Below are 12,057 nucleotides of genomic sequence, written 5' to 3'. Positions count from 1 at the left end.
AATCAATTAAACAGGTAACACCACTTCATCTTCTGTAAAGCAAGCTTTCCAAGTTGCATAAAAAGAGCAGTGCATGATCGTCAAACCCGCCATGGAAATAGGGGCGATGATGAACGAGGCTGCTTGCCCCAGATCAAGCGCATCAAAAATCATTCCTACTGTCAGTGGAATGGCAATCAGAATTGCACTCCAAATAGCTAGATACAAAAAGAATGCCGCTTTATTAGCCCAGCATGCCAAGCAGCTTGAGAAGAGGGCCTGAGGGACGGGCATATCTGCCCAAGCAACCAGTACCGGAGAGAACCACATCAACATGGCTACTGGTATGTACAGGATGGCGCCAAAGAAAAGCACTAAGTAAATCTGACGCAGCGCCTCGGGTGTGATGGACTTATCGCTGGTCATTAATGGCAGGAGTAATTCAAAGTCAACCAAGAGACTCAAGATAAAACTGAGCAACAAAATCATGCTGGCATACACCAAGCCTAATTGCAGAATTCTCTTTCGCACAATAGGGCTAGACCGCAGGGCTATCAAATAGACCATCGGCCTAATACGCTCTTTTTGAATGCCTTGGCGGCAAGCGGTCATGAATCCAACGGAAAGAGTGGGTGTGAGCAGCAGAACTGCAAAGACGCCGATCACTGGAACGATTACCGCTAGCTGCGCCGCAAAGACATACATGAAGACCAGCATTAAGAAACCCAAGGGATTTTGTTTGAAGAGCCAAATGCCCTGTCTAATCCAGGTGTAGCCTTCTTTGGGTGCTACCGAATTCAGTTTCATAGTGAGCGATGACTTAAAAGGATGCGTTCAAAGTGCGTAGGGTCGTGGGGGGTTAGCATCTGCGCATCACGCGGCAAATAGAAGTCCCAGAGCCTTGAAACCCAGAAGCGTAAGGCTGCTGCACGCAACATGAGTGGCCAGCTAGCTTGTTCTTCTTTGGTAAGGGGGCGAACGGACTGATAGGCTTTCATGAACGCGTCTAAGCGAGCGGGATCTAAATCTTGCTTGTTATCTGCAAGACACCAGTCATTGGCGGTGACGGCAATATCAAATAGCCATTTATCAGTGCCAGCAAAGTAAAAGTCAAAGAAGCCACCCAATTGATCTTGGGATGCATCAGATCCTTTGGGATCAAATAAGACATTGTCGCGGAATAAATCGCAATGACTTGCCCCTTGTGGCAATCCATCGTATGTTCCCGAAGCAAAAAATTCCTCCTGAGTTTTTAACTCATGGGTAATGAGCTCTTTCTGGGGTGTACTTAAGTGTGGCAATACCAAAGGTATTGTTTTCTGCCACCAAGCAAGACTTCGAAGATTCTCTTGTGATTTTGGAAAATCTTTCCCGGCCAAATGCAATTTCGCCAGCATCTCGCCGACAAGGGCGCAATGATTGGCTTCGGGCTGGAGCCTAGAGAGACCTGGAAGCTTGGTAACGATGGCTGCTGGCTTGCCTTTTAGGGTAAAGAGAATCTCACCCTGTTTGTTATCAATTGGCTTGGGAACGGGCACACCTTTGTTTGCTAGGTGGCGCATTAACTCTAAGTAAAAAGGCAGTTGTTGCGCAGACAATCTTTCAAAGATTGTTAAAACATATTCCTGCTTCTGATCATTCTTGATGGTATCTAAGAAAAAGTTAGAGTTTTCAATACCACCATGAATGCCACGTATGTCACTGGCTTGGCCGATATCAAAGTCCTGAGAAATCCATTGAGAAATATCTTCAAGCTCGATCGGAGTAAACACAGCCATAAATCAGTAAATACTTTTTTAAATTAAAAGGGAATGCTGACGCTAGGAACGCTAATCAGATCGGTATCTTTTGGAGGTCCTGGCATTACGGATGTGGGCGGTGCCATTTCATAACTGGTGTATGGCGTTTTTACATCTACCTGCGTTGGAGAATTAACATCCTTATATTCAGTAACGGTAGTGCCATTTTTGTCTTTGTACTGATAGTTTGGTTTGCGTTGTTCAGGGGCATTCATCACACCGCTTGCGCTCACTGCAGGTGCGAGTGGCTGATTATTGATACGGTTCAATTCCGATGGACTCAGTGCCTGGCTGTTATTCTGAGCTTGGGCTGAAGTGGCGCCAAAAAGTCCAAAAACCACCAAAAAACTCATTAGGGTTAGGCTTTGACTCATTGAGTGGCTAATTAAGTTCGTTAAGTAATGCATTTTTTCACCTTTTTAAGCCTACTCTCGGTCGGTTCCCTAACCAGACCTGTAGGCAATTCACAACTAGATTGTACGATTGCGGTATGACTAAACATAGACTCTTGTTGGTAGACGGTTCTAGCTACCTCTATCGCGCCTTCCACGCCATGCCAGACCTCAGAAATGGGGCGGGAGAGCCCACTGGGGCTATTTATGGCATGGTCAATATGATGCGCCGGGCCCGATCTGAGCTCAAGGCCGACCATATTGCCTGTGTTTTTGATGCCAAAGGCAAGACCTTCCGCGACGAAATGTACTCAGAATACAAGGCGCATCGCTCCCCCATGCCTGAGGATTTGGTTAAACAGATTGAGCCGATCCATGCCATGGTGAAAGCTTTGGGTTGGCCGGTATTGATGGTCTCTGGTGTTGAGGCGGACGATGTGATTGGAACTTTGGCTTGTCAAGCTACGCAAGCGGGTTGGGAAACTATCATTTCGACTGGTGATAAAGATTTAGCGCAATTGGTAAATCCTGCGGTCACTCTCATCAACACGATGACAAATGAAAAGCTCGACATCGAAGGTGTCAAAGAAAAGTTTGGCGTACCACCGGAATTGATTGTGGATTATTTATCGATCATCGGCGATACCGTTGATAACGTGCCAGGTGTTCCAAAGGCAGGACCAAAGACGGCAAATAAATGGTTAGCAGAATTTGGCACTCTCGATAACTTGATGGCAAATGCCGATCAAGTTAAAGGTGTAGTTGGTGAAAACTTGCGCGCTACGCTTCCTTGGTTGCCACAAGCTCGTCAACTCATTACGGTAAAAACCGATTGTGATTTATCGCCCCATTTACCAAGTCTAGATGACTTGCATGCCAAGTCTGAAGACGCGCCTTTATTGCGTGAATTATTTGAGCGCTATGCATTTAAGACTTGGTTGCGTGACGTAGAAAAGCAGCTCACAAGCCCGGATAGTAAGGCTGAGGCAGCAAGCTTTGATTTGGCAGGTAGCCCAATTTCTTCCTCTGAGGGCGTGGCAGACAAAGAAAAAAAGACGCGCGTGATTGCTAGCTCGCCGACCAAAGATTTGTCACAAGAAACTCGCGATTCACAAGATGCGGTCGAGCGTCACTACGAATGCGTGGTGGACGAAGCGAGTTTGGAGAAGTGGCTAAAGAAGATTGAGTCATCCTCGCTAACCGCAGTTGACACCGAAACCACCAGTCTTGATGCGCTTGCGGCAGAACTTGTTGGAATTTCTTTATCAGTAAAGCCGGGTGAAGCTTGTTACATCCCGGTTGCTCACCGCAACGGTGAGGTACAGCTTGATCGTGCCCTAGTACTCGCGCGCATGAAGCCCTGGTTGGAAAGCGCAACGCATTTAAAAGTAGGTCAAAACTTAAAGTACGACGCCCATATCTTTGCAAACTATGGCATTACCTTAAAGGGCATTGCATTTGACACCTTACTAGAGTCTTATGTGCTTGAGTCACACATGCCTCACAATATGGACAGCTTGGCTGAGCGTCATTTAGGCATGAAAACCATTCGCTATGAAGAGGTCTGCGGCAAAGGTGTCCACCAGATTGGCTTTGATCAAGTCGATCTCCAAATTGCGACAGACTATGCGGCAGAGGATGCTGACATTACTTTGCGTCTACATTTAGAGTTATGGCCGCAGATTCAGGAAAACTCAGGCCTGCTCTATATCTATGAAAAGGTAGAGATGCCCGCTATGCGTGTGCTCGGCATCATGGAGCGTAATGGCATTCGGATTGATTCAGCATTGTTGGCCAAACAAGGCCAGCAGGTGGGCAAACGTTTGCTTGAGTTAGAAGGCGAAATTCACAAGCTAGCAGGTCAGCCTTTTAATATTCAGTCACCTAAGCAGATCGCAGAAATTTTATTTGGACAACTTGAGCTTCCGGTAATTAAAAAGACGCCTTCAGGCGCACCCTCTACCGACGAGGAAGTGTTGCAGAAGTTAGCGGAAGACTATCCCTTGCCTGCGCGCATTTTGGATTACCGCAGCTTAGCAAAGCTAATGTCCACTTATATTGAGAAGCTTCCTCGCATGGCTGATCCCAAGACGGGGCGCGTGCATACGAACTTCTCGCAAGCTACTGCAGTCACAGGTCGCCTAGCATCAAGCGATCCAAACTTGCAAAACATTCCGGTGCGCACAGAAGAGGGTCGTCGTATTCGTGAGGCCTTTATTCCAGCAGACGGATGCAAATTATTGTCGGCGGATTACTCCCAAATTGAGTTGCGCATCATGGCGCACATTGCCGAAGATGAAAATCTCTTAACGGCATTTAAAGAGGGTAAAGACGTTCACCAGGCTACTGCAGCAGAGATTTTTGGTGTCCCATTGGATGATGTGAATTCTGAGCAACGTCGATACGCTAAGGTAATTAACTTTGGCCTGATTTACGGCATGAGTGCTTTTGGTTTGGCCGGTAATCTGGGTATTGAGCGTTCTGCTGCGCAAAACTACATCGCTAAATACTTCGATCGTTATCCCGGGGTGGCTCAGTATATGGAGCGTACCCGTCTCGAAGCAAGAGAGAATGGCTATGTAGAAACAGTTTTTGGGCGACGTCTATGGTTGCCGGAGATCAAGGGTTCCAATGGTCCGCGACGGCAGGGGGCTGAGCGTGCAGCGATTAATGCCCCAATGCAAGGTACTGCAGCTGACTTGATCAAGTTAGCCATGATCGCGGTTGAGGGCTGGCTTGAAAAAGAGCAGCTCAAGACCAAGCTTCTATTGCAGGTTCATGATGAGTTGGTCCTAGATGTGCCTTTTGATGAGCTTGAGGTAGTACAAGCAAAATTACCCGGTTTGATGTGCAATGTTGCCCAGTTAAAGGTGCCTTTGGTGGTTAGTATTGGGATTGGCGATAATTGGGAAGAGGCGCACTGAGTATTTAATGGGAAATGCAAGCCAGGAGACAGGGTAATGAGTAAAGACATTCAAAATAGTCGACGCAATTTTATAAAAACATCCGCAATAAGTGCGACCGCTATTGGGGTTGGATTTGTGGGAGCCTCTGAGCCTGTGATGGCTGCGGCTATTGAAACCGATTTCAAAGGCATCAAAGCTGGTGAGCAGATGATCCCCGTTGGTAGCTTTCAGTTGCCAGCGTATGTCTCTCGACCTGAAAAAGCGAAAGGCTCTTTACCCATCATTATTGTGGCGAGCGAGATTTTTGGTGTGCACGAATACATTGCTGATGTCACCAGACGTTTTGCGAAGTTGGGGTATCTTGCCATTGCCCCGGAATTTTTTACCCGCGCAGGTGACCCCAATGCTTACGGCACGATTGCCGAAATCCAATCCAATATTGTGGCTAAGACTCCTGATGTTCAGGTCTTAAACGATCTACAAGCTGCTTTGGTGTGGGCCGGCAAAAATGGCGGTGACTTAAAACGCGTCGGCGTTACTGGCTTCTGTTGGGGTGGGCGTATTACTTGGTTGTCCGCAACCTTGCCGCAGGTCCGTGCTGGTGTAGCTTGGTACGGTCGTCTCATTGGCGAGAAGACCGAGGGTAACCCCAAACATCCTGTAGATATTGCCGCTGATTTAAAAGCGCCAGTGCTCGGCTTGTATGGCGCGGCTGATACCGGTATTTCTCTAGAGAGTATTGATCAAATGCGCGCCGCTTTAGCGCAAGCCGCTCCTAAGAATCCTGTTGCCAAGGCTTGTGAATTTGTAGTTTATCCAGATACCCCCCATGCATTCCATGCCGATTACCGCGCTAGCTATCGCGAAGGTCCTGCGAAAGATGGTTGGGAAAAATGTATTGCTTGGTTTAAGAAAAACGGAGTGGCATAAGCGCGATGACTGTTTTACAAAGCATCCTCTTAGTCACTGCGTTAGCGGGTACTGCCAGCGTCTTGGTGGCTGCAAGTTGTTCTTTGGCTATGCTATCCAAGATGGTCAACAATATGGTGAGCCTATCGGTTGGTATTTTGCTAGCAACAGCTTTGCTCCACTCCTTGCCTGAGGCATTTAGCATGGAAGGTGCAAATCCCCAGTTTTTATTTGCTACTTTGCTTGCTGGGCTATTAGGATTTTTCTTGCTTGAGAAGATTGCTTTATTGCGACACGATCATCATCATGAGGGTGATGGTCACCACCACCACCATGGGCATGATGCAGAAAATGCTGGGCGTAGTGGCTGGATGATTTTGGTTGGGGATGGCATTCATAACTTCGTAGATGGCATCCTGATTGCTGCAGCCTTTATGGCCGACTTTCAAGTAGGCATTTTTACAGCCATTGCGATCATTGCCCATGAGATTCCACAAGAGATCGGCGATTTCATTGTCTTGTTAAATGCTGGGTTCTCGCGCGCGCGCGCCTTGTTGTACAACTTTATTTGCGGCTTGTCGGCGGTAGTGGGTGGCGTATTGGCTTATTTCTTCTTGGAAAAAGCGCATGCAGCGATGCCATATTTATTGGTGGTCGCTTCTAGTAGTTTTATTTATATTGCGGTGAGTGATCTCATCCCGCAGATGCACCGTCGCCCACACTGGGTCGAGTCTTTACGTCAGACGATCTTGATTGCTTGTGGCGTAGGGTTTGTGATCCTACTGTCCCTATTGCACTAACAAGCTTTAAAGCTCAACAGGCCTTTTGGGGTCTGCGCACCATTCGCTCCAGCTACCTGCATACAGGCGTGAGCCTTTAAAGCCAGCAAGCTCCATCGCTAGAAGATTGTGGCAGGCAGTGACGCCAGATCCACATTGGTGAATCACTTCAGAAGCTTTAGTAGTCCCGAGGAATTCTGAAAATTCTTTGAATAACTGCTCAGGAGTTTTGAATGCAGTCGCATTAAGATTATTTTTAAAGAAGCGATTCATCGCCCCCGGAATATGCCCGCCAACTGGATCCAACGTTTCATTTTGACCATGAAAGCGATCTTCAGTGCGCGCATCGATGATTTTGTTTTTCTTTGTCTCTAGATTAGCCACCACTTCATCAACTAGAACCAGCCCCGCATAAGGCATCACTCCAATGGCTTCGGCGCAAGGGGTAGGCGCTCTTGGAATAGAACCCATGGGGCCATTCCAAGAATCTAAGCCGCCATCTAGTACTCGAACATTTGCATGCCCTGTTGCCTTGAGCATCCACCACAAACGGCTGGCATACACAGAGCCTTGTTTGTCATAGGCAACTACTAAGGTATTGGGGTTGATGCCTAAGCGCGTTTTAGTTTGAGCCCAGACTTCTGGATTGGGCAGGGGATGTCTGCCGTTCATCCCAGTTTTACTCCCTGAGAGATCTTTATCGAGGTCTACATAAATGGCACCAGGAATATGGCTTTCTTCGTAGGATTTTTTGCCGATTAGTGGGTCGGCTAAATCAAAGCGGCAATCACAGAGCAATACATTTTCACCACTATTAATGATTTCTTCTAACTGGTTAGCTGAGATCAGAGGAGTCATGATGCTTCCTATTTTTAGTGATGAGGGTTATTCATAAAGGGTATTAATGAAACCGTGAAGCCTGTTTGGATTATGCGCCTTCGAAGTTCATGACGCGGCGATACCACTCATGAAAATGTTGCATGCCATCTTCCATTGGGCTTTGATAGGGACCTACTTCATTAATGCCACGGGCAAGTAGGGCTGCTCGGCCCTGATCCATGCGCTCAGCAATTTCATCATCTTCGATGCAGGTTTCCATATAAGCAGCACGTTCTGCTTCCACAAATTCGCGCTCAAACAAAGCGATTTCTTCTGGGTAATAGAACTCGACGATATTTCGTGTTTTACCGGGCCCCATTGGGTGCAGCGTTGATACGCACAAAACGCCTGGGTACCACTCCACCATGACATTGGGGTAATAGGTTAGCCAGATAGCCCCATGGCGTGGGGCTTTACCGTCAAATTGGCGAAGCACTGCTTCGTGCCAGTTACGATAGGTTGATGAGCCTGGAGTTTGTAAATCTTTGTGAATGCCAACGGTTTGAACGCTATGCCAATCACCGAACTCCCAGTGTAGATCCTCGCAAGAAACAAATTTTCCAAGACCCGGATGAAATGGCACAACGTGATAGTCCTCGAGATAGACCTCGATGAATGTTTTCCAGTTGTAGTTGCATTCATGCACTTCAACATGGTCTAGAACGTATCCTTCAAACTGAAGATCGTCGGCAACACCCAGCTTAGCAAGATCAGAGCGCACATCGCGAGGACCTTCAAATAACAAGCCTTGCCAATTTTGTAGCGGGGACTTGCCAAGATTTAAACAAGGCTTATCTTCAAAGTGAGGTGCGCCTAATAAATTGCCTCCTAAGTCATAGGTCCAGCGATGTAATGGGCAAACAATATTGTCTGCTTTACCGCGACCATTGAGCATCAATGCTTGACGATGGCGACAAACATTAGAAAGAAGTTCTACGCCAGACTCATTGCGAACAAGGATGCGACCTTCGTTTTCTGCGCTTAAAGTCTGATAGGAGCCCATTTCAGGCACCATCAATTCGTGACCAACATAGCCAGGGCCCTGCTTAAAAAGCAGTTCAATTTCCCGCTGATACAGGTCAGCGTCAAAATATGCCGAAACCGGCAATTGCAGATTGGACGGCGCAAGCTTCTGCGCGGTAGCCAGATTAGTCATTCTCCCCACCCCCGAAAACGTCAGCCGAAGCTAAGCGGAATAACCAATCCAACCATCGACGGATCGATATTGGAAAGGAAGGGGTGAATTATACCCATCCAAGGGGCTTCTCGCTTTAATATGTAGGGCCATCTGCACAAGAAATATCAAGGAAATCGCTTATGCCAGCCAAGAAGTCAGAGAGTCAAAAACCAGGCCTTGAGGTCCAAATCGACCCAGATCTTCGCTATGAGCAAGCGGTAAAAGAGCTTGAAAAGCTTATTTCCGATATGGAGTCTGGCAAATTTTCCCTAGAAGAAACCTTATTAGCCTATCAACGTGGCGCAGCCTTGCTAAAACATTGTCAGGGGATGCTGGCCCAGGTTGAGCAACAAGTTCGAGTGTTCGAGGCTTAATTGGGCGCTGCTTTTCAATTTCAGGAGTGGATTACTTCTCACTCCGAGCGAACTGAGTTGGCTTTAGATCGCTTGCTCGATTCCGCCCAAACTACGCCGCATCGTTTACATGATGCTATGCGTTACGCAGCGCAAGGTGGCGGCAAGCGTATTCGCCCCTTATTGGTTTATGCCGCAGGTCAACTTGGCGAAAACACAGAAAGTAGCGAAGCATTAGATGCTGCGGCCGTAGCAATTGAATGTATTCATGCTTATTCATTGGTACACGATGATTTGCCATGCATGGATGATGATGACTTGCGTCGTGGTCGTCCGACAGTGCACAAAGCTTTTGATGAAGCAACAGCATTGCTGGTTGGCGATGCATTACAAACGCGCGCTTTTGAAATTTTGGCCAATGCAAATGGCGATGCGCAAGTTCGCCTCAACATGATTTCTGCATTAGCGGCTGCCTCTGGCTCACGCGGCATGGCGGGTGGTCAGGCAATTGATTTAGAAAGTGTTGGCAAGAAATTAGATCTGAATGGGCTAAAGCAAATGCATGCTATGAAGACAGGTGCCCTGTTGTCATGCGCCGTGGAATTAGGCGGTATTGCTGCCCACCTAAATCCAACGCAAATGGCGCACCTGGCAAATTACTCAAAGTCCCTTGGATTGGCGTTCCAGATTGTGGATGATGTGCTGGATGCCACTGCGGATAGTCAAACCTTGGGGAAGACGGCCGGCAAGGATGCCGCTGCCAATAAGCCGACCTATGTGACCTTGATGGGTTTAGACTATGCACAGAAGCAGGCTAAGGGGTTGCAAGAAGCAGCAATTACTAGCTTAGATAGTTTCGGCGCATCTGGACAAGCATTAAAAGATTTGGCTCTCTTGGTTGTCAATCGCGGCAAGTAAGAAAGATGCAAGTTAAATACAAGAGAAATTCATCGGTACAGATAATTTAGATTCAATGACTTTACATTCCATTAATTCCCCCGATGATCTCAAAAAACTCTCCCGCGAAGAGCTACCGGTTTTAGCGGATGAGTTGCGCGAGTTTGTTTTGGATTCCGTATCTAAGACGGGCGGACATCTGTCGTCCAACTTGGGAACAGTGGAGCTATCTATTGCTTTGCACTACGTATTTGATACCCCAGACGATCGCATCGTTTGGGATGTTGGGCATCAAAGTTACCCACATAAGATTCTGACTGGTCGTCGTGAACGTATGGGAAGCTTGCGTCAGTACAAAGGCCTATCAGGTTTTCCGCATCGCTCTGAAAGTGAGTTTGATGCTTTTGGTACCGGTCATTCATCCACTAGTATTTCTGCAGCAATGGGTATGGCGCGTGCGTTTCAAACTAAAGGCGAACGACATGTAGCTGTAGCAGTGATTGGCGATAGTGCGATGACCGGTGGTATGGCTTTCGAAGCCATGAACAATGCTGGCGTGTATGACGACTTACCGCTCGTAGTGATTCTGAACGACAACGACATGTCGATCTCGCCTGCCGTGGGTGCGCTTAATCGCCACCTGGCTAGATTACTCAGCGGCAATATATATTCGGCAACTAAAAAAGGTATTGATAGTGTTTTATCAATTGCGCCCCCTTTACGTGAATTTGCAAAACGCCTTGAGGATCATGCTAAAGGGATGGTTTCTCCATCAACGATCTTCCAAGAGTTTGGCTTTAATTATTTCGGCCCGATTGATGGTCATGACTTAGACGCCTTGATTCCGATGCTGCAGAACGTGCGTCGCTTAGCTTTAGAAGGCCGTGGTCCGCAGTTCTTGCATGTAGTGACTAAAAAAGGTCAGGGTTATGAGTTGGCTGAAGCAGATCCTGTGCTGTATCACGGTCCCAGTAAATTTAACCCTGAAGAGGGTGTCAAAAAAACAGCTGCTAGCAAAAAAACTTTCACTCAAGTATTTGGTGAGTGGTTGTGCGACATGGCGCACGCAGATCCTTTATTGGTTGGCATTACTCCAGCAATGCGAGAAGGTTCCGGCTTAGTAGAGTTTGAGAAGAGTTTCCCTAAGCGTTACTACGACGTAGGTATTGCTGAGCAGCACGCGGTCACTTTTGCAGCCGGTATGGCATGTGAAGGAATGAAGCCAGTGGTAGCGATTTACTCTACCTTCTTGCAGCGCGCGTATGACCAACTGATTCATGATGTGGCGATACAAGACTTACCAGTATTGTTTGCATTAGATCGTGCTGGTCTCGTTGGTGCTGATGGCGCCACCCATGCTGGCGCTTATGACATTCCATTCTTGCGTTGTATTCCGAACATGCTGGTAATGACACCGGCTGATGAATCTGAATGCCGCGACTTATTAACTACAGCTTTTCATCAGCCGCATCCAAGCGCAGTTCGCTACCCGCGTGGCGCAGGTGTTGGCGCTATTCCGTCTAAAGAATTGCGTACTTTGCCATTCGGTAAGGGTGAGATTCGTCGCAAATCCACTGCACCTGCTGGTCAGCGCGTGGCGATATTAGCGTTTGGCACTTTGCTCTACCCGGCGCTCGAAGTGGCCGAAGGGATTAATGCAACGGTGGCCAATATGCGCTTTGTGAAGCCGCTCGATGTGGACCTCATCCAATCGTTAGCAGCCGATCATGATTATTTTGTGACGATTGAGGATGGGGCTATTGCCGGCGGTGCAGGCAGCGCTTGTTTAGAGGCACTCTCGAATCTCGGTATTCATAAACCCCTCCTGCAATTAGGTCTTCCTGATCAATTTATCGAGCATGGTGACTACAGCCTGCTGATGACCAAGTGCGGCTTGGACGTTGAGGGTGTTGCCAATTCCATCAAACAGCGTTTTCCAGCAATTTTGACTGTAAATTCAGCGCTTGTAGGCAAATAAGCCCGTTTT

General features: G+C 47.6%; 11 protein-coding genes. 6 read left to right on the top strand and 5 right to left on the bottom strand.

The window, feature by feature from the left end; genetic code table 11:
• Nucleotides 1-6 precede the first annotated feature (6 nt).
• Genes FD963_RS08575 through FD963_RS08565 form a run of 3 tightly spaced genes read right to left on the bottom strand, consistent with a single transcriptional unit; the run spans nt 7 to nt 2,152 of the window.
• Complete coding sequence (locus tag FD963_RS08575; protein WP_215361945.1) at nt 7-786, bottom strand: BPSS1780 family membrane protein; 780 nt, start codon at nt 784-786, stop codon at nt 7-9.
• Nucleotides 783-1,757, bottom strand: coding sequence for a homoserine kinase (locus tag FD963_RS08570; protein ID WP_215361942.1), 975 nt, complete (start codon nt 1,755-1,757; stop codon nt 783-785). The genes FD963_RS08575 and FD963_RS08570 overlap by 4 nt, the downstream gene beginning before the upstream one ends.
• A gap of 23 nt (nt 1,758-1,780) precedes the next feature.
• Complete coding sequence (locus FD963_RS08565; RefSeq protein ID WP_251367217.1) at nt 1,781-2,152, bottom strand: hypothetical protein; 372 nt, start codon at nt 2,150-2,152, stop codon at nt 1,781-1,783.
• 116 nt (nt 2,153-2,268) lie between these two features.
• Between FD963_RS08565 and polA the strand changes: the two genes are divergently transcribed.
• Genes polA through FD963_RS08550 form a run of 3 tightly spaced genes read left to right on the top strand, consistent with a single transcriptional unit; the run spans nt 2,269 to nt 6,785 of the window.
• Nucleotides 2,269-5,094: a DNA polymerase I gene (gene polA, locus FD963_RS08560; protein WP_215361938.1), complete on the top strand. Its 2,826-nt coding sequence runs from the start codon at nt 2,269-2,271 to the stop codon at nt 5,092-5,094.
• Nucleotides 5,095-5,130: 36 nt separating this feature from the next.
• Nucleotides 5,131-6,006, top strand: a complete 876-nt coding sequence (locus tag FD963_RS08555) for a dienelactone hydrolase family protein (protein WP_215361936.1) — start codon at nt 5,131-5,133, stop codon at nt 6,004-6,006.
• Between the two features lie 5 nt (nt 6,007-6,011).
• On the top strand, nt 6,012-6,785 hold the full coding sequence (locus tag FD963_RS08550; protein WP_215361934.1) for a ZIP family metal transporter: 774 nt from the start codon (nt 6,012-6,014) through the stop codon (nt 6,783-6,785).
• A gap of 6 nt (nt 6,786-6,791) precedes the next feature.
• Here the strand turns inward: FD963_RS08550 and FD963_RS08545 are convergent, their stop codons facing one another.
• Both FD963_RS08545 and FD963_RS08540 read right to left on the bottom strand, forming a co-directional pair.
• A complete protein-coding gene (locus FD963_RS08545) occupies nt 6,792-7,622 on the bottom strand; it encodes a sulfurtransferase (RefSeq protein WP_215361933.1) in 831 nt (276 codons plus the stop codon).
• 70 nt (nt 7,623-7,692) lie between these two features.
• The gene (locus FD963_RS08540) at nt 7,693-8,799 is read right to left on the bottom strand and encodes an SRPBCC family protein (RefSeq protein WP_215361931.1); all 1,107 of its coding nucleotides are present in this window, start codon (nt 8,797-8,799) and stop codon (nt 7,693-7,695) included.
• A 161-nt stretch (nt 8,800-8,960) separates the two neighbouring features.
• Here FD963_RS08540 and xseB point away from each other — a divergent pair, with 161 nt between their 5' ends.
• The 3 genes from xseB to dxs are packed head-to-tail and all read left to right on the top strand — an operon-like array spanning nt 8,961 to nt 12,048.
• The gene (xseB, locus tag FD963_RS08535; RefSeq protein ID WP_072582862.1) at nt 8,961-9,194 is read left to right on the top strand and encodes an exodeoxyribonuclease VII small subunit; all 234 of its coding nucleotides are present in this window, start codon (nt 8,961-8,963) and stop codon (nt 9,192-9,194) included.
• Nucleotides 9,195-10,091, top strand: coding sequence for a polyprenyl synthetase family protein (locus tag FD963_RS08530; protein WP_215361929.1), 897 nt, complete (start codon nt 9,195-9,197; stop codon nt 10,089-10,091). It abuts the gene before it with no gap.
• A gap of 55 nt (nt 10,092-10,146) precedes the next feature.
• Complete coding sequence (gene dxs, locus FD963_RS08525; protein ID WP_215361927.1) at nt 10,147-12,048, top strand: 1-deoxy-D-xylulose-5-phosphate synthase; 1,902 nt, start codon at nt 10,147-10,149, stop codon at nt 12,046-12,048.
• Nucleotides 12,049-12,057 lie beyond the last annotated feature (9 nt).

It is taken from the genome of Polynucleobacter sp. JS-JIR-II-50 (assembly GCF_018687895.1).
Lineage (GTDB): Bacteria > Pseudomonadota > Gammaproteobacteria > Burkholderiales > Burkholderiaceae > Polynucleobacter.
Note: the sequence above shows the minus strand (reverse complement) of the source record. Positions and strands in the feature narration are given on the sequence as shown.

Coding starts and splice junctions, on each gene's coding strand:
- FD963_RS08555 (WP_215361936.1), top strand. CDS start 5,131: ATGAGTAAAGACATTCAAAATAGTCGACGCAATTTTATAAAAACATCC.
- FD963_RS08540 (WP_215361931.1), bottom strand. CDS start 8,799: ATGACTAATCTGGCTACCGCGCAGAAGCTTGCGCCGTCCAATCTGCAA.
- FD963_RS08575 (WP_215361945.1), bottom strand. CDS start 786: ATGAAACTGAATTCGGTAGCACCCAAAGAAGGCTACACCTGGATTAGA.
- FD963_RS08565 (WP_251367217.1), bottom strand. CDS start 2,152: ATGAGTCAAAGCCTAACCCTAATGAGTTTTTTGGTGGTTTTTGGACTT.
- xseB (WP_072582862.1), top strand. CDS start 8,961: ATGCCAGCCAAGAAGTCAGAGAGTCAAAAACCAGGCCTTGAGGTCCAA.
- FD963_RS08550 (WP_215361934.1), top strand. CDS start 6,012: ATGACTGTTTTACAAAGCATCCTCTTAGTCACTGCGTTAGCGGGTACT.
- dxs (WP_215361927.1), top strand. CDS start 10,147: ATGACTTTACATTCCATTAATTCCCCCGATGATCTCAAAAAACTCTCC.
- FD963_RS08570 (WP_215361942.1), bottom strand. CDS start 1,757: ATGGCTGTGTTTACTCCGATCGAGCTTGAAGATATTTCTCAATGGATT.
- FD963_RS08545 (WP_215361933.1), bottom strand. CDS start 7,622: ATGACTCCTCTGATCTCAGCTAACCAGTTAGAAGAAATCATTAATAGT.
- polA (WP_215361938.1), top strand. CDS start 2,269: ATGACTAAACATAGACTCTTGTTGGTAGACGGTTCTAGCTACCTCTAT.